Consider the following 17,406-nt stretch of genomic DNA (forward strand, 5'->3'; position numbering starts at 1 on the left):
ACGGGAGTTTTCCCCGACCCTACTTTCGCGGGGCCGGGGTTGCACGTGCCTCGCTTGTGTCGAGGCCGGATCGACTCAGTGCGAATGTCGCGGCACGGCGGAGCCGCGGCAGCCAACCAGAAAGTCGAAATCGCAGCCTTCGTCGGCCTGCAGCACATGGTCGACGTAGAGGCGGTGGTAGCCACCGTCCCAGAGCAGGCCCTGTGGTTGTTGCCAGGCCGCCAGGCGCGCCTGCAATTCCGCTTCGGGGATGTCCAGATGCAGACGCCCGTTGGCGCAATCGAGCTCGATGAAGTCACCGTTGCGTACCACCGCCAATGGACCTCCAGCCGCAGCCTCCGGGGCTACGTGCAGCACCACGGTGCCATAGGCGGTTCCGCTCATGCGGGCGTCGGAGATACGCACCATGTCGGTGATGCCCTTGGCCAGAACCTTGGGTGGTAGGCCCATGTTGCCGACTTCCGCCATGCCCGGATAACCCTTGGGGCCGCAGTTCTTCATGACCAGAACGCAGGTTTCATCGACGTCCAGTTGCGGGTCATTGATCCGCGCTTTGTAGTCGTCGAAGTCCTCGAAGACCACCGCGCGGCCGCGGTGTTGCATCAGTTCCGGGCTCGCTGCCGAGGGTTTCAGCACCGCTCCCTTGGGCGCTAGGTTGCCGCGCAGCACACAGATACCGCCATCGGCGCGCAATGGATTGTCGAGCTGACGGATCACGTCATCGTCGCCATAGATCGGTGCATCCTTGCAGTTCTCCCACAGGTTCTTGCCATTGGCCGTCAGCGCCTGCGGGTTGGGCAGCAGGCCGTTCTCGCCGAGTCGGCGAATGACGGCAGGCAGGCCGCCGGCGTAGTAGAACTCCTCCATCAGGAAGCGGCCGGAAGGCTGCAGGTCGACGATGGTCGGCGTGCCACGCCCCACACGGGTCCAGTCGTCCAGCTCCAGCTCGACGCCCATGCGCCCGGCGATGGCCTTGAGGTGGATCACCGCGTTGGTCGAGCCACCGATTGCAGCATTGAGTCGGATCGCGTTCTCGAATGCTTCGCGAGTCAGAATCTTCGACAGGCGCAGGTCTTCATGGACCATTTCGACGATGCGCATGCCCGACAGGTGAGCCAGCACATAGCGTCGCGAGTCGACTGCGGGAATGGCCGCGTTGTGCGGCAGCGAGGTGCCCAGGGCTTCAGCCATGCAGGCCATGGTCGAGGCCGTGCCCATGGTGTTGCAGGTGCCCGCCGAGCGCGACATGCCTGCCTCGGCGGCCATGAAATCATGGATCGAGATCTTGCCGGCCTTGACCTCTTCGCTGAGCTGCCAGACCACCGTGCCGGAGCCGATGTCCTTGCCCTGATGCTTGCCATTGAGCATGGGGCCGCCGGTTACGACGATGGCCGGGACGTCGCAGCTCGCTGCACCCATCAACAGGGCCGGCGTGGTCTTGTCGCAGCCGGTCAGCAGGACCACGGCATCTATCGGGTTGCCCCGGATCGCTTCTTCGACATCCATGCTGGCCAGGTTGCGGGTCAGCATGGCGGTCGGGCGCAGGTTCGACTCCCCGTTGGAGAACACCGGGAACTCCAGAGGGTAGCCACCGGCTTCGAGTACGCCCTGTTTGACGTGCTCGGCGATCTTGCGGAAGTGGGCATTGCAGGGGGTCAGTTCGGACCAGGTATTGCAGATGCCGATGATCGGCTTGCCCTGAAATTCATGGTCCGGAATGCCCTGGTTCTTCATCCAGCTGCGGTACATGAAGCCATTCTTGTCGGCGCTGCCGAACCACTGGGCGGAGCGGAGGGGGCGTTTGTCTGTCATGAGAAAAACCTGCCAGGGTGCGAAAGGCCATTCAGGGCCTTTCGGGTTGATCGAAAAGGGAGAGGGTTACAGCAGCCAGGTCGAGAGCGCCGGCATGTAAAGCAACAGGCCGAGGACGAACAGCTGGATGAAGATGAACGGCACCATCGACCTGAAGATGTCGGTGAGGCTGATGTCCGGTGGGGCCACGCTTTTCAGGTAGAAGGCCGCCGGGCCGAAGGGGGGCGAGATGTACGACACCTGCATGCTCACGGCGAAGAGGATGCCGAACCACACCGGGTCGTAGCCGAGTTGCACGACAATCGGCACGAAGATCGGCAGGCAAAGCATGGCGATGCCGATCCAGTCGAGGATCATGCCCAGCACCAGGAAAATCAGCATCATCACCAGGATGATGACGAAGGGCGCTACATCCAGGCCGGTGATGGCCGAGGAGACGAAGCGGTTGCCACCCATCAGGTTGTAGACCCCAACCAGGCAGGCTGCACCGATGCCTATCCAGACGATCATCCCGCAGGTTTCCAGCGTTTGGGTCAGGCTGCCCTGAAGCAATTTGACGGTGAACTCACCGCGCACGATCACCGCAAGCAGTACGCCCAGCGCACCCATGGCTGCGGCCTCGGTGACCGAGGCGATGCCGCCGTAGATGCTGCCGAGTACCAGACCGGCAATGGCCACCGGGTAGAACATGCCGCTTAAGGCCTCGGCGACCGTGAGGCGTGGGGTATGACTATCCTGTTCGAGATTGGCACCGCCCATCTGCGGATAGCGCGTACACATCACCACCACGTAGATCATGTAGCAACCCATCAGCAGAAACGCCGGTACTACCGCAGCCTTGAACAGGTCGGCGATCGAGACGCTGGCGATCAGGCCGTAGATGATCAGCACGATCGATGGCGGCACCATGGTGCCGAGCGAGCCACCCGCGCACACGACGCCGATGGCGATGCGTTTGTCGTAACCCAGGCGCAGCATCTGCGGCAGTGCCAGCAGGCCTAGCAGGACGATCTCACCGCCGATGATTCCGGAGATGGCGGCCAGGAAGAACGCCACGACCAACGTTTGTACCGCGACCCCGCCGGGCAGGCGGCCCGCGAAGAAACGCATCGAGTTGAACAGGTCCCGGGCCAGGCCGGAGCGGTCGAGCAACCCCGCCATGAAAACGAACATGGGAACGGCGACCAGGGAGTATTCGGTGATGAAGCCGAACATGCGACTGGCGACCAGGGGCACGGCCATCGGGCCGAACCAGCCCAGGGTAAAGATCGCCGCTACCAGGCCGGTGACATAGGCCAGGGGCAGGCCCAGTATCAGCAGGCCGAAGATGGCAAAAATGATCAGATAAGTTGCGATTTCAATGCTCATGGCGCGATTCCGGGGTCATGGGTTCTTGCGCCAGTGCTGGCTGATGCGTACGACCTGCTGCAGCGCCATGAGGGCAATCGAGACCAGGATGATGATCTTGATGAAGGCGGGTAGCGGCGGGTTCCAGGAGGAGCCTGAGGTTTCCAGGCGCCAGCTGCCGTCCGGTGCATGGGTGGCGTTGAAAGCCAGAACCCAGGCGGCGTAGCCGATGGCCAGGCAGAAGAGGATGCCCAGGACCAGGTTCAGCAGATCCAGCCAGGAGCGCTTTTGCGGCGAAAGGCGGTCGAGCAGGATGCGAATCTGGATATGCCTGTTGGTCGCCAGCGCATAAGGCCCGCCCAGGGCGAAGATGGTCGCGACCAGGAACATGGTGGTCTCGTGAGCCCATTCTGTGGGGGCATTGAATCCATAGCGCATGATCACTTCATAAACACTGACCAGCATGGCGACGAACACCAGCCAGGCGACAGCCTGACCGATACGCTGGATGATTTGGTCGAAGCGGTTCTGGCCAGGTACGGGTTCTGTGACGGGAAGAGGACCGTCGCTCGGTGATTGCGGCAGTTTCACTGTAAAGCTCCTCGTCAGCCCCGACCGTAGCCGGGGCTGTGTGCTCTGAGTGTGGTTTGGAGAGGGGCGTCAGAGCAGGCCTTTGCTCTGCAGGTAGGCCTGGATCGAGTCGACGGCTTCCTTGGCCTCAGGGCTGCGGTCACGCCAGGCGCTCCACTCGGCGCGGGCAATCTGGCGGAATTTCTTCAGCTCTTCGGCGGGGAGCGTGGTCAGGGTCACGTCGCCTTTCTGCTTGGCGATTGCCACCTGCTCTTCGTCCTTGGTCTGCAGGTCTCCGATCAGTTGGGCGGTGAATGCGTCCACCGACTCTTCGAGAATGCGCTTCTGCTCGTCGCTGAGCCCATCCCAGGTGGCCTTGTTGATGGAGATGTCCTTCATCGGCATCGAATGGAAGCCGGGGTAAATCGCGAAAGGAGCGTACTTGTGGTAGCCCTGCTGATAGTTGGTGGCGAACACGGTGTAGTCGGCGGCATCGATCACGCCCTTTTCCAGTGCCGTGTAGACCTCGGAGGTCGGCAGGTTCACCGGTGCTGCGCCGATCAGCTTGAAGGCGTTCGAGACCATGCCTTCCGGGGCCCGGACCTTGAGGCCCTTGAAATCGTCGAGTTTTTCGATGCGCCGCTTGGTGATCAGCGACTCGACGCCGACGGCACCAGCGCGGATCAAGTGCACGTTGTAGGGCTCGACCAGGCGGTTGTAACCGTCCTCACCGCCGTTGCGCATGTAATCGAGGAAAGTCGAGGTATCGCTCCAGGCACCGACCATGTTGCCGTAGACGGCGAAGGCCGGATTCTTGCCGGAGAAGTAGCCGGGGTCGGTGATGTGGCCCTGGATGATGCCGGCGCCGACGGCGTCCAGGGTCTCGTTGTTGCCAACGATGGTGCCGGTTGGCATCACCTCGATGAGGATTTCGCCGTTGGTCTTTTCGCCGACGCTCTTGGCCCATTCCTGGGCGATGCGGAATTCGTCATCGCCGGCATTGACGTTGATCTGGAACTTCCATTCCTCTTTCGCCAGTGCGCTGGTCGAACTCAGGATCAAAGCCAGGGCAGCGAGGCCCTTGCCTAGGCGGTAAGGGGTTGCAGTGAGTTTCATGGTGCCTCTCCGGTTATTTTTATAAGGGCATTTTCTAGCGCATAGGCCCGCGATAGAGCCTCGGCAGAAAACAGACGGGCAGTGCGACATCTGTAATTCTGAGGGTAGAGAGTAGACAGACGAGGGATCATCAACAAATATGTAATTGCGCCTTCTACATATCCAAATGGATATACCTGATTCTTTATGAAACCTCTCAATAGCAGTTGGTTTGTCCGGGCCCGGCTGAAGAGCCGGCACATTCCCCTGTTGGTGGCGCTGGGTGATACCGGCAACCTAAATCGTGCCGCCGAAGGCCTGGGGATCTCCCAGCCGGCCATCTCCAAGCTGCTCAAGGAGCTCGAGGATGGCCTGGAAGTAGCGCTGTTCGAGCGACATGCCCGTGGCGTGGTGCCGACGCTCTATGGCGAGGCGATGATCCGTCATGCACGGAGAATCCAGACCAGCCTCGAGGATGCCTTCGATGAAGTCTGTGCGATGCGCGGTGGGCAACGCGGGCATGTGCGCATCGGCACCATCCTCACCCCCTGTGCCGAGCTGCTTCCGGAGCTGACGCGACGAGTCAAACAGAGCCATCCGAATCTGGAGTTGAGTATTCGTACCGGGTCGAGCCTCGATCTGATGGCGATCCTCAACGATGGCGAGCTGGATTTCCTGGTTGCGCGGTTCTTTGCCGACAGTGCCCAGACCGGCATGTGTTTCGAGCCCCTGTACAAGGAACCACTGTGCGTCTGTGCGCGGGCAGGACTGATCAACCATGTACTGTCGCGCGAGGACCTGCACGCTGCCGATTGGGTGCTGCCGCCGTCCGGTAGTGTACTGCGGCATGAGTTCGATGCTCTCTTCCAGCACGTCGGTATGTACCCGCCGAGCAAGGTGGTGAATGCCGAAAACCTGTTGATGGTGACCACGCTGCTGGAGCAGAACGACATGCTGACCGTGCTGCCGCGCGAAGTGGTGGCGCACTACGCACGCTACGGCATGCTGGCGATCGCCGAACTGGATGCCGGAATAGAGGAAGACCTCAATCGCAACCTGATGGCCTACGGCATCATCACCAAGAACGAGGAGCTGCTGTCTCCTGCTGCCAGGAGCGTGCTGGCGCTGTTGCGCGAGAGCGCGCAGCTGTTGCCGACGGTGGAGCGGTCGGCAGTCTGAATTGCTCGTCCACTGTCCATAGTGGGCGTGCCGGGGGGATTTCCGGGACGAGAGCTGAGCCCTCTGCGTCCCGGTTGCTGCCACGTGTCGCTGAGCCTATCCGAGTACGCTGCGCGCTATCAGAAGGGGTATTCGCAACCGGCTTCGCTGGCTGCCCCACGCAACGCCGCCAGCACATCCTCCGGCAGCTCCAGCCCCTGTTCGAAGGCCCTGGCGCGGCGGTCGATGCCGGCATGACCGGGCATGCGCACCGGGCGCTTGGGTTCGCGCGGCCGGCTGTCCAGGCAGGCACCGACGAAGTGATCCATCTCTGCCTTGAACTCATCGACGCCGCCGAAGAATGCCGGGTCGAAGGTCAGCACGGTCACTGCGGCGCCCCATTGCTTGACGCCGTCCTTGCGGCCGAAGCCGCCCAGGCCGGCGGTCAGGGCCTCGACCATGGTGCCGAGGGCGAAGCCCTTGTGGCCGAACTCCAGGCTGCCCAGCGGCAGGATCGCGCCCGGCGGCGTGCCGAAGTACGCCGCCGTATCGCGGGTCGGCTGGCCATCCGGGCCGATCAGCGCAGCGTGCTCGAGCTGCCCGCCAGCCTGATGGGTCTTGCTCACCAGGCCGTTGGTAATGGTCGACATGCTGACGTCGATGAGAATTGGCTTCTCGCCGGTGGGAATGCCGATGCCCAGCGGATTGGGCGTGTACACCGGGTCGAGGCCGCCATGCGGTGCCACCGAGGCCACGGCCGGGTCGGAAGTGAGTACCAGCGGGATCAGGTTCTGCTCGGTGTAGCGCTGCAGGTAGGCCGCCAGGCAGGCGATATGGTGCGAGCGGCGGATGGTCGCCACGCCGATGCCGAAGGTGCGTGCTGCTTGGGTAGTGAAGTCCAGCGCCTGCTCCACGCAGTAGGGGCCAAGCAGGTAGTCGGCGTCATAGAGCCGCGCCGCCGGTGTCTGGCGGATGATTCGCAGACTCTCGGCATTGCCTTTGGCGTGGCCGGCGCGCAGATCCTTGAGATAGCCCTGCGCGAGCTTCACGCCATGGGTGTGATGGCCGAGCAGATCGCCCTCGACCAGTACGCGGCTGACGACACCTGCCACGTCCGCGCTGACCTCAGCGTCGAGAAACAGCTGTTCGATGAATTGTTCGAGTTCTGCAGGGGCGATACGGCTCATTCGAGTGCTTCCTTGGGCTTGGTCAGGGCGCGCGGGTAGCGCATGCGCCAGTACTTGGCGAGTACCGGGAACAGGGCCACCAGCATTACCAGCAGGGCCAGGCCGATGCTGATCGGGCGCTCGACGAAGGCCAGCAGATTGCCGTCGGCCTTGATCATCGAGGTCATGAAGTTGGTTTCCAGAATGTTGCCCAGCACCAGGCCGAGAATCGCAGGGGCGATGGGGAAGTCGGCGGTGGCGATGACGTAGGCGACGATGCCGCAGACCAGCATGATCCAAATGTCGGTCAGGCTGTTGTTGATGGCGAAGGCACCGACGATGCAGAAGCACAGGATGATCGGCATCAGCACACGTGTCGGTGTTACGGCAAAGATGTGTGCGCTGCGAATAGCCAGGTAGCCGATGGGGATCAGGATGAGATTGGCGACGAAGAAGGCGGTGAACAGACCGTAGGCCATGGCGCTGTTGTCCATGAAGATGGTCGGCCCTGGGTTCATGCCCTTCATGTACAGCACGCCAATGACGATGGCGGTGATGGAGTCACCCGGGATGCCGAACACTAGCGCCGGTACCCAGGCACCGGCTACCGCAGCGTTGTTCGCCGAGCCTGCGTCGACCAGACCTTCGACATGGCCCTTGCCGTAGGCCTCCGGGGTTTTCGAGCGCTTCTTGCTGACGGCGTAGCAGATCCATGCAGCGATATCGGCGCCGGCACCAGGCAGTGCACCGATGAAGGCGCCCAGGCTGCTACCGCGGATCACGTTCTTCCAGTAGCGCTTGAGGTGCGTCGGCACCATGCCGAAGACGCTGCCGTGCTGGGGCGCGATGGTTTGCGTCGCATCCTGCCCGTTGGTCTTGTCGTGGGGGATGGAATAGAGCTTCATCACCTCGTACATGGCGAAGAAACCAATCATCACAGGGATGAAGTTGATGCCTCCCATCAAGTCGGGCACATCGAAGGTGAAGCGCGGCGCGCCGGTGACCATGTCCAGGCCGACCGTGGCCAGCAGCAGGCCGACCATCAGCGACAGGAAGCCTTTGATCGCCGAGCCAGTGGAGATGAACACCGCGCTACCCAGGCCGAGTACGGCCAGCCAGAAATACTCGAACGAGCTGAAATTCAGGGCGAACTCGGCCAGCGACGGGGCGATCATCACCAGCACCAAGGTGCCGGTCAGACCGCCGATTACCGAGCAAGTGACGTTCAGGCCCAGCGCCTCACGCGCACGCCCAGCGCGACCAAGAGCGGCCGAGTCAGCAACGTAGGCAGCGGAAGCAGGTGTGCCTGGAATGTTCAGGTAGGTGCCGGGAATGTCGCCGGCGAAGATGGCCATGGCAGCGGTGGTGATGATTGCCGCAATGGCCGCGGTCGGCTCCATGGCGAAGGTGATCGGGACCAGCAGCGCAACGGCCATGGTGGCCGACAGGCCCGGAATGGCGCCGACGAAAACGCCGAACAGCGCGGCCAGCAGGATCACCAGCAGCGTCTGGAAATTGAAGACGAGCAGAATGCCGTCGAGTAACTCGTTCATGGGTGGCTCCTCAGAAACCTAGGGGCCCGACGGGCAAGGGAACTTTGAGCAGGTGACCGAAGGAGAGACTGATGACCGCTGTGGCCACGAAGCTGATGACCAGAGATGGCATCAGGCGTACGCCACGCTGGATCAGCAGCGTCAGCATGATCAACAGCATCATCGGAGCGGCGCCGATGACTTCGCTGAGGTGGATGTATGCCACGACCAATGCGCAAGGCAGTAGCACAGCCAGTGATGGCAGGCCGAAACCGGCCGTCTTTCCAGCCCCTTCCGTACGCAGCTGGCGCAATGCGTTGAAGCTGAGCAAGGCACCGCCACCGGCCATGCCGATGGCGATCAGCGTGGGGAAAAAGTCGGCGCCGTATTTCATGCCGGGCACGACCGGAAACTCGCGGGCCATCAGCCATACGGCCAGGCCCAGGGCGATGAAGATCAGACCGAACAGAAGGTCTTTCATGGGGGCGCTCTCATACAACCGAGTAAAGGCAAACGGCACCCCCGCAGGAGTGCCATATCGACAGTCGGGCTTATTTTTTCATGCCGATCTTTTCGATGATGCCGCCCATGTAGGTGTTGTTTTCCTCGAGGAAGGCATTGAAGTCGGCGGTGTTGCGCCACTCCGCACCGAAGCCCAGTTTGTGCATGTAATCCTGATACATGTCGGACTTGTAGGCTTTTTCCAGTGCCGCTTCGAGGGTGGCGGCGATTTCCGGCGACAGGTTCTTGGGCCCGGCGATACCGCGCCATTCGCCCAGGGAGTAGTCGCTGCCCAGACTTTCCTTGAGAGTCGGGATATCCGGGAAGGCCGGGTTGCGTTCGGGCGAGAGAATGGCCAGACCCTTGGCCTTGCCGGCGTCGATCATCGAGCGGGCTTCGGGTACCGAGGTCGGCACCAACTGGATGCTGCCGGCCGCCAGTTCGACCATGGCCGGCGCTGCACCCTGGCTCGGCACGAAGGTGATCTTCTGCGGGTCGATACCCTGCTCCAGTAGCAGGCCGGCGAAGGCCACGTGCCAGATGCCGCCCAAGCCGGTGCCCGATGCCTTGATGGTGCCCTTGGGTTCGTTGCGAATGGTTTCCAGCAGTTCGCCGACGCTGTTGTACGGCGCATCTGCCGCGACCTGCACGCCAGGATAGTCATAGTTGGTCATGGCTATCGGGGTGTAGTCCTTGTAGGTCAGCTTGGTCAGCCCCTGCCAGTGCATCATGTTCAGCTCGCCGGTGATGAAGCCCAGCGTGTAGCCGTCTGGTTTGGCGGTGGCCATCACGCTGTGACCGACGACACCGTTGCCGCCCGCACGGTTGACCACGTTGATGGTGACGCCCAGTTCCTTCTCCAGCGCCGCAGCGATACCGCGTGCCGCCGCATCGCTACCACCACCGGCAGCCCAGGGCACGATCAACTGGATAGGCTTGTCTGGGTAAGCCGCCATGGCCATGGGAGAGATCAGCAGGGTGGAGAGCAGGAGGGATTTGAGGGTGCGGCGCGTGGCGCCAACCTGGTTGGAAAGCATGGATGTCACCTATTGAAATTATTGTCAGTGATCGCGCCGTGACTGCAGTCGTTCGGTCGCGATAGCCCGTGTCAGAGGGTTGGGCATGGCCTGCACACTATTGTCTGACAAACGGGGCTGTCTAATGAGGCTTAGTAATCAACCCATAACGAGGGGTTATCTGGGATTGTCGAGCACGCTTTGCAGTGCCTCGTAGAATTCCCTGGCGTTGGCGGACAGCGGCTCGTCCTTGCGTTGCAGCAGGCCATAGCCGAGTGATGGGGTCTGTAGTGGCGGTTGCAGCAGAACCAACTGCCCCAGCGCGACCTGCTGCAGAACAATGGCTTCCGGCAGAAGTGCCAGCGCCTGGCTGTGATGCAGCAGGTGCAGGGTCGACTGTACCGAAGCGGTTTCCACTCGGTTGACCGGGAACTGGATGCCAGCGTCGGTGAAGGACTGCTCGATCATCCGTCGCAATGGCGTATTGGGCGGGTATACCACCCAGGGCCATTGTTCCAGGTCGCGGGCGCTGGGCGTTGCTTCGCGGGCCAGCGGGTGAGCCGGGTCGGCGCAGAGCAGGAAGGGTTCGCTGGCCACTTCCTGATAGCTGAAATGCTCCTGCTGGCGCGGTTCGGTGAAGCGGCCGATGGCCAGATCCAGCTGCTTGTGCAGGAGCATCTGCAGCAGGTAATCACTGGTGTGCTCGACCAGCTCGATGGTCAGCAGCGGGCGCTGGCGTTTGAGTTGCAGCAGGGTCTTCGGTACGACCTGGGCGGTGGCGGCGAAGATCGCGCCGACGCGCAGATGGCCATAGCCGCCCTGGCGCAGGGTATCGAGTTCCTGGGCGAAGTGCTGGCAGTCGTTGAGCGTACGGCGGGCATAGGCGATCACGGTCAGACCCAGCTCGGTGGCCACCAACTCGCGCGGCTGGCGGTCGAACAGGGCGAAGTCGAACATCTGCTCGATCTCGCGCAGCATCTTGCTCACTGCTGGCTGACTCAACCCCATCTGCTGCGCCGTCGCGTGCATGTTGCCGGTGTCGGCGAGGGTTTCTATCAACTGCAGATGGCGAAGGCGCAGCCAGTTATGCAGGGTTGGCAGCTTGTTCAGGCTCACGACTACGGAACTCCCTGTGAGGCGGTGCGATAACCAGTGTGTATCGGGCGTTGACGATTCGTCATTGGTCGAGTGCACGAACGCTTGGCTATGGTCGCACAGCAGCGGCCAGGCATCCATTTGGGGTGCTGTGCGGTCGCCTTCCAACAACAATTCAAGAGTCCGCCCATGGCCCGCCCCCTGATCCTCACCCCCGAAAATACGCTTCCCGAAGATGGCCTTGCCGGCACCCTGATCGCGCGCATCTGGCTGCCAGGCGACCTGGCTGGGCCTGTTCCCGTGCTGCTGCATGAAGATGGCGTGTTCGACCTCAGTCCGCTGTCGCCCACCCTGGCCGGCCTGTGCGAGCTGGAAGACCTGGCCGTGCGCGTGCATGACAGCCGAGCCCAGCGCCTGTGCAGTGTCGCCGAGCTGCTGGCCAACAGCGGCAGCGAGCGTAGTGCCGCCCTGCCAAGCCTGCTGGCGCCAGCGGATCTACAGGTGATCAAAGCGGCAGGCGTTACTTTCGCGGCCAGTATGCTCGAGCGCGTGATCGAAGAGCGCGCCGGCGGCGATCCGCAGCGTGCGGAAGAAATCCGCGGCCAGGTGCGCGCGGTGATTGGTGACAACCTGCGCAGTGTCGTCCCGGGTTCGGAAAATGCCATGCGCCTGAAGGCACTGCTGCAGGAACAGGGACTGTGGTCGCAATATCTGGAGGTGGGCATCGGCCCGGATGCCGAGGTCTTCACCAAGGCGCCGGTGCTGGCGGCCGTCGGCACCGGTATGGATATCGGCATTCATCCCGGCTCGGCCTGGAACAACCCCGAGCCCGAGGTGGTGCTGATAGTCAATAGTCGTGGCCAGGTGCTCGGCGCGACCCTCGGCAACGACGTCAATCTGCGCGATTTCGAGGGCCGCAGTGCGCTGCTGCTGAGCAAGGCCAAGGACAACAACGGCTCCTGCGCCATCGGCCCATTCATTCGCCTGTTCGACCAGAGTTTCAGCATCGACGACGTGCGCAACGCCGAAGTCGATCTGCGCGTTGACGGCGATGAGGGCTTCGTGCTCAAGGGCCGCAGCAGCATGAATCAGATCAGTCGCGACCCGCTGGATATCGTTGGTCAGACACTTAACGCCAACCACCAGTATCCGGATGGCTTCCTGCTGTACTTGGGTACGCTATTCGCCCCGACCGAGGATCGCGACCAGCCTGGCAACGGCTTCACCCACAAGTTGGGCGATCACGTCAGCATCAGCAGTCGCCAGCTCGGCGCGCTGCACAACCGCGTGCAGCACAGCAGTGCACTGGCGCCCTGGACGTTCGGCCTGTTGGCCTTCATCGACAACCTGGCCCGCCGTCAGCGGGCCTGATCGCGCTCCTAGGTCAGTGCCTGCTGTTCGTTACGCAGGTGCTCCAACAGCAGGCTCGCCAGCGGCGACAGACTGCTGCCGCGGCGATGGATGATCGAACACGGCTCGTTGCGCGCCTGCAGCTCCAAGGGCAGGCGGCGCAACAGGCCGAATCCCTCGCTTGAGCAGGCGATGGAGTGGGGCATTACCGCTACCAGCTGCGGGTCTTCCTGGAGCAGGCTGAGCATGGTGAAGGTCGAGGAGGTCTCCAGCGGGTAACGTGGGAACTCCAGGCCGGCCTCGCCGAACTCGCGCTCCAGCACCGTGCGCATCGGCGTGCCGGTGGGGTAGACCACCCAGCTGTAGCCGCTCAGGTCGGTCAGGTTCAGTGCCGGGTTTGCCTGCTGCGGGTGCTGCGGCGCGGCCACCAGCGCCAGGCGTTCGGCGTGCAGGCTCAGGCATTCATAGTCATCCGGGTGCTGGCTGCCGCTGGTTCGGGCGATGGCCAGGTCCAGGCGGCCTTCGTCGAGCAGCTTGAGCAAGCGCGGGCTGATGTCTTCGACGATCTGCACGGAAATATCCGGCTGCGCCTGGCGCAGGCGGGTGAGGGCGCGCAGGACCAGCGGCACCGAGCCGGCGATGGTGCCCACTGCCAGGTGACCACCATGGCCCTGGAGGATGCCCTGCATCTCGTCGTGCAGGTGTGCCAGGTCGTTGTGGATCAGGCGCGCGTAGCGGATCACGCAGCGGCCCATGTCATTGGCCTGCAGGCCCTGGGCCGTGCGTATGAACAGGGGCGTGCCGAAGGTGGTTTCGATCTCGTGCAGCGCCTTGGTCGCACCCGGCTGGCTGATGGCGATGCGCTCGGCTGCACGGTGCAGGGTGCCCAGCTCGTCAAGGGCGATCAGCAGGCGCAACTGGCGAATACGCAGGCGCGAAACGATGTAGTTGAGTGGCTGCAACATAGGGGGATGACGAAAAGTTATCACCTAATCAGAAGCTTTCATTAGGCAGCACTGCGGGCAATTTTTAAAGTGCTGGCCAAGCAACGCCGCAGCGTCGGCGCAAGAACAACCGGACAAGAACAACAGGAGCACTGCGATGCGGTTGATTCAGTTTGAGAACGAACAGGGCCAGCGCCAGGTCGGCGTCGTCGGTGATGCACGCATCAGCGTGGTCAAGGGCGTCAGCAGCACCCGTGAGCTGGCGCTGCAGGCGATCCGTAACGGTCACGGCCTGATCGCCGAGATCGAGCGTCTGGGCGTCGAACATGGCCCGGTCTACGCCGAGCTGATCGAACGGAAGCGTCTGCTGGCTCCGCTGGATCACAGCGATCCGGCTCACTGCCTGATCTCCGGTACCGGTCTGACCCATCTGGGTAGCGCCTCCACGCGCGACAAGATGCACCAGCAGGTGGAAGCGCAGCAGGCCGAAGGCAAGCTCACCGACACCATGCAAATGTTCCAGTGGGGCATGGCCGGCGGCCGCCCGGCTGCAGGCAACGAAGGCGCACAGCCGGAGTGGTTCTACAAGGGGGACGGCAGCATCGTGGTTCGCCCCGGTGAGGACTTCCCGGTACCCGACTTCGCCGAGGACTTCGGTGAGGAGCCGGAGCTGACCGGCCTCTACGTGATTGGCGACGATGGCCAGCCGTATCGCATCGGCTTCGCGCTGGGCAACGAGTTCTCCGACCATGTGGTCGAGCGCAAGAACTACCTGTACCTGGCCCACTCGAAGCTGCGTTTCTGCTCCTTCGGTCCGGAGATGCTGATCGGTGAGCTGCCGCGCCACCTGTCCGGCATCAGCCGTATCCGGCGTGGCGACCAGGTGTTGTGGGAGAAGGAGTTCCTCTCTGGCGAGGACAACATGTGCCACAGCCTGGAGAACCTCGAGTACCACCACTTCAAGTATCGCCAGTTCCTGCGTCCGGGCGATGTGCACGTGCACTTCTTCGGCACCGCGACCCTGTCGTTCGCCGACGGCATCAAGGCGCAACCTGGGGATACCTTCGAAGTCAGCCTGGATGCGCTGGGCGAGCCGCTGCGCAACGGGATCAGCGTGCATGCGCCAGCGGTGAAGGTCGGTGGTGTACGCCAGCTTTAAGCCGCTATCAGGCCCGGCGGCGTTGCTGTCGGGTCGAAAATCCGCCTGGCGGGTTGACGGATTGCGCCCTCACAAGGGGACGAATGCCGAAGTTATCACTTATCATATGTCCGACAACTGCAGTAGAGTTGTCACTCCTCGACTCAGAAGGTCGAGGCCTCATTCATTGTCCGGGGCGGCATTGCCGTCCCTCCTGACAGGAGAACGCCATGCTGAGTCTGACTGGCCACAATTACATCGGCGGTGAGCGCCGCGCCGCCGGCACCGCCCTCCACAAGAGCCTCGACGCCAGCAGCGGTGAAGCGCTGCCGTACACCTTTATCCAGGCCACGCCGGAAGAAGTCGACGCTGCCGCCCAGGCTGCCGCTGCCGCTTATCCGACCTACCGCAACCTGTCGGCCGTGCGCCGTGCCGAGTTCCTCGAGGCCATCGCCGACGAAATCGATGCCCTTGGTGACGACTTCGTCGCCCTGGTCACCCGTGAAACCGCACTGCCCGCTGCCCGCATTCAGGGCGAACGTGGTCGTACAAGTGGCCAGATGCGCCTGTTCGCCAAGGTGCTGCGTCGTGGTGACTTCTACGGTGCGCGCATCGACCGCGCCCTGCCGGATCGCCAGCCGCTGCCGCGTCCGGATCTGCGCCAGTACCAGATCGGCGTCGGCCCGGTTGCCGTATTCGGCGCCAGCAACTTCCCGCTGGCTTTCTCCACCGCGGGTGGCGATACCGCCTCGGCCCTGGCCGCCGGTTGCCCGGTGGTGTTCAAGGCGCACAGCGGCCACATGGCCACTGCCGAGTGCGTGGCCGATGCGATCATCCGCGCCGCCGAGAAAACCGGCATGCCCAAGGGCGTGTTCAACATGATCTTCGGTGGCGGCGTCGGCGAGATTCTGGTCAAGCACCCGGCCATCCAGGCCGTCGGCTTCACCGGTTCGCTGAAAGGCGGTCGTGCCCTGTGCGACATGGCCGCTGCCCGTCCGCAGCCGATCCCGGTGTTCGCCGAGATGTCCAGCGTCAACCCGGTGATCGTCCTGCCGGGCGCCCTGAAAGCGCGTGGTGCCACTGTGGCCAAGGAGCTGGCTGGCTCCGTGGTACTGGGCTGCGGTCAGTTCTGCACCAACCCGGGCCTGGTCATCGGCATTCGCAGCGCCGAGTTCAGCGACTTCGTCGCCGGCCTGGCCGACGCCATCGGCGCACAACCGGCACAGACCATGCTCAACGCCGGCACCTTGCGCAGCTACACCAGCGGCGTTGCGCAGCTCAAAGGCCATGCAAAAGTCAGCCATCTGGCGGGCAACGAGCAGGCCGGCAACCAGGCGCAACCGCAGTTGTTCAAGGCCGACGTGAGCATGCTGCTCGAAGGCGACCACCTGTTGCAGGAAGAAGTCTTCGGCCCGACCACCATCGTCGTCGAAGTCGCCGACAGCACCGAGCTGACCCGTGCCCTGCAGAGCATGCACGGCCAGCTGACCGCGACCCTGATCGCCGAGCGTGAAGACCTCGCCACCTTCCGCGACTTGCTGCCGCTGCTGGAAGTCAAAGCCGGCCGCATACTGCTCAACGGTTACCCGACCGGTGTGGAAGTCTGCGACTCCATGGTCCATGGCGGCCCGTACCCGGCGACTTCCGACGCTCGCGGTACTTCGGTCGGCACCCTGGCGATCCACCGCTTCCTGCGTCCGGTCTGCTACCAGAACTACCCGGACGAGGTCCTGCCGGAGGCGCTGCAGAACGCTAACCCGCTGGGTATCCAGCGTCTGGTCGACGGCGTGCACAGTCGTGACGCGCTGAGCTGATCGGCACGCTGCAACGAAAAATGCCGCACCCGTTAGGGTGCGGCATTTTTCATTCAGGCGGCTGCGTCCTTATTTGGCAGCGGCCTGGGTTTTCTCCACCGCCTGGATGATCACCTTGGCCACATCGCTCGGGCGAGACTGCTGCGGCACGTGGCTGGCGGCGACCTCGGTGGTCTGCGCGCCGATCTTCTTGGCGAAGTCGCGCTGCATTTCCGGCACGATCATGCGGTCGTCGCTGGCGACGAGGTACCAGGACGGCTTCTGCTTCCAGGCCGCGACGCTGGTGCGGTCATCGAACGCCGCCGCGCGGATCGGGCCCTGCGTGGCGGTCATGATCGCCGTCTGCTTGGCAGGCAGATCCTGCGCGAAGTCGGCGGCCATGCCCTGTGGCGTCAGGTAGAGGAAGCCGTTCTTGTCGGCCGCGATCTGGCTCGAGCCCGGCGCGGTGGGATAGCCGCCGTACAGCTCGCCGGTGGATTGGCCCGCATTCGGCGCGAAAGCCGCGACATAGACCAGGCTGCGCACCTTGTCGTCGCTACCGGCCTGGCTGATCACCGTGCCGCCCCAGGAGTGGCCGACCAGTACCACGTCGCCTTCCTGGTTGTTCAGCACGCGCTGGGTGGCGGCTACGTCGTCGACCAGTGAGGTCAGCGGGTTCTGCACCACGGTGACCTTGATGCCTTTTTCCTGCAGCAGCGGCACGACCTTGGCCCAGTCGGAACCGTCGGCGAAGGCGCCGTGAACGATAACTACCGAAGGCTTGGCGTCGGCGGCCTGGACATTGACTGCGAAGAAGGGGCTGGCGATGGCGAGGGCGAGGATCAGCGGCTTGGTATTGAACATGATTGAATCTCCTGTGCTTGGGGGA

The 17,406-nt window shown here is 63.1% G+C and carries 15 protein-coding genes; 4 read left to right on the forward strand and 11 right to left on the reverse strand.

What is annotated here, in order from left to right; all coding sequences use genetic code 11:
• Positions 1–75: 75 nt before the first annotated feature.
• The 4 genes from JWV26_RS11425 to JWV26_RS11440 form a co-directional block, all read right to left on the reverse strand.
• Positions 76–1,812: an IlvD/Edd family dehydratase gene (locus JWV26_RS11425; protein ID WP_206419088.1), complete on the reverse strand. Its 1,737-nt coding sequence runs from the start codon at positions 1,810–1,812 to the stop codon at positions 76–78.
• Between the two features lie 66 nt (positions 1,813–1,878).
• A complete protein-coding gene (locus JWV26_RS11430) occupies positions 1,879–3,180 on the reverse strand; it encodes a TRAP transporter large permease (RefSeq protein ID WP_206419089.1) in 1,302 nt (433 codons plus the stop codon).
• A 15-nt stretch (positions 3,181–3,195) separates the two neighbouring features.
• Positions 3,196–3,750: a TRAP transporter small permease subunit gene (locus tag JWV26_RS11435; protein ID WP_013713416.1), complete on the reverse strand. Its 555-nt coding sequence runs from the start codon at positions 3,748–3,750 to the stop codon at positions 3,196–3,198.
• 69 nt (positions 3,751–3,819) lie between these two features.
• The gene (locus JWV26_RS11440; RefSeq protein WP_196457478.1) at positions 3,820–4,845 is read right to left on the reverse strand and encodes a TRAP transporter substrate-binding protein; all 1,026 of its coding nucleotides are present in this window, start codon (positions 4,843–4,845) and stop codon (positions 3,820–3,822) included.
• Between the two features lie 186 nt (positions 4,846–5,031).
• On the opposite strand from JWV26_RS11440, the gene JWV26_RS11445 reads away from it, so the two are divergent.
• On the forward strand, positions 5,032–6,003 hold the full coding sequence (locus JWV26_RS11445) for a LysR substrate-binding domain-containing protein (RefSeq protein ID WP_026041927.1): 972 nt from the start codon (positions 5,032–5,034) through the stop codon (positions 6,001–6,003).
• A gap of 119 nt (positions 6,004–6,122) precedes the next feature.
• Here the strand turns inward: JWV26_RS11445 and JWV26_RS11450 are convergent, their stop codons facing one another.
• The 5 genes from JWV26_RS11450 to JWV26_RS11470 form a co-directional block, all read right to left on the reverse strand.
• On the reverse strand, positions 6,123–7,169 hold the full coding sequence (locus tag JWV26_RS11450; RefSeq protein WP_206419090.1) for an Ldh family oxidoreductase: 1,047 nt from the start codon (positions 7,167–7,169) through the stop codon (positions 6,123–6,125).
• Positions 7,166–8,701, reverse strand: coding sequence for a tripartite tricarboxylate transporter permease (locus JWV26_RS11455; RefSeq protein ID WP_206419091.1), 1,536 nt, complete (start codon positions 8,699–8,701; stop codon positions 7,166–7,168). The genes JWV26_RS11450 and JWV26_RS11455 overlap by 4 nt, the downstream gene beginning before the upstream one ends.
• Positions 8,702–8,711: 10 nt before the next feature.
• Positions 8,712–9,161, reverse strand: a complete 450-nt coding sequence (locus JWV26_RS11460) for a tripartite tricarboxylate transporter TctB family protein (RefSeq protein ID WP_206419092.1) — start codon at positions 9,159–9,161, stop codon at positions 8,712–8,714.
• A gap of 70 nt (positions 9,162–9,231) precedes the next feature.
• Entirely contained in the window at positions 9,232–10,218 is a 987-nt protein-coding gene (locus tag JWV26_RS11465; protein ID WP_206419093.1) for a tripartite tricarboxylate transporter substrate binding protein, read from the reverse strand.
• Between the two features lie 156 nt (positions 10,219–10,374).
• Positions 10,375–11,313: a LysR family transcriptional regulator gene (locus JWV26_RS11470; RefSeq protein ID WP_206419094.1), complete on the reverse strand. Its 939-nt coding sequence runs from the start codon at positions 11,311–11,313 to the stop codon at positions 10,375–10,377.
• A gap of 168 nt (positions 11,314–11,481) precedes the next feature.
• Here JWV26_RS11470 and JWV26_RS11475 point away from each other — a divergent pair, with 168 nt between their 5' ends.
• The gene (locus JWV26_RS11475; RefSeq protein ID WP_206419095.1) at positions 11,482–12,663 is read left to right on the forward strand and encodes a fumarylacetoacetate hydrolase family protein; all 1,182 of its coding nucleotides are present in this window, start codon (positions 11,482–11,484) and stop codon (positions 12,661–12,663) included.
• A gap of 8 nt (positions 12,664–12,671) precedes the next feature.
• Here JWV26_RS11475 and JWV26_RS11480 read toward each other — a convergent pair whose 3' ends face one another.
• The gene (locus JWV26_RS11480; RefSeq protein ID WP_206419096.1) at positions 12,672–13,607 is read right to left on the reverse strand and encodes a LysR family transcriptional regulator; all 936 of its coding nucleotides are present in this window, start codon (positions 13,605–13,607) and stop codon (positions 12,672–12,674) included.
• Between the two features lie 136 nt (positions 13,608–13,743).
• On the opposite strand from JWV26_RS11480, the gene araD1 reads away from it, so the two are divergent.
• Both araD1 and JWV26_RS11490 read left to right on the forward strand, forming a co-directional pair.
• Complete coding sequence (araD1, locus tag JWV26_RS11485) at positions 13,744–14,745, forward strand: AraD1 family protein (protein ID WP_206419097.1); 1,002 nt, start codon at positions 13,744–13,746, stop codon at positions 14,743–14,745.
• A gap of 209 nt (positions 14,746–14,954) precedes the next feature.
• Positions 14,955–16,538 (forward strand): aldehyde dehydrogenase (NADP(+)), encoded by a 1,584-nt coding sequence (locus tag JWV26_RS11490; protein ID WP_206419098.1) that lies wholly within the window; start codon positions 14,955–14,957, stop codon positions 16,536–16,538.
• Between the two features lie 69 nt (positions 16,539–16,607).
• On the opposite strand, the gene JWV26_RS11495 is transcribed toward JWV26_RS11490, so the two are convergent.
• The gene (locus JWV26_RS11495) at positions 16,608–17,381 is read right to left on the reverse strand and encodes an alpha/beta fold hydrolase (protein WP_206419099.1); all 774 of its coding nucleotides are present in this window, start codon (positions 17,379–17,381) and stop codon (positions 16,608–16,610) included.
• Between the last annotated feature and the right edge of the window lie 25 nt (positions 17,382–17,406).

The sequence above is a fragment of the Ectopseudomonas toyotomiensis genome (genome assembly GCF_017167985.1).
GTDB classification, from domain to species: Bacteria; Pseudomonadota; Gammaproteobacteria; order Pseudomonadales; family Pseudomonadaceae; genus Aquipseudomonas; species Aquipseudomonas toyotomiensis.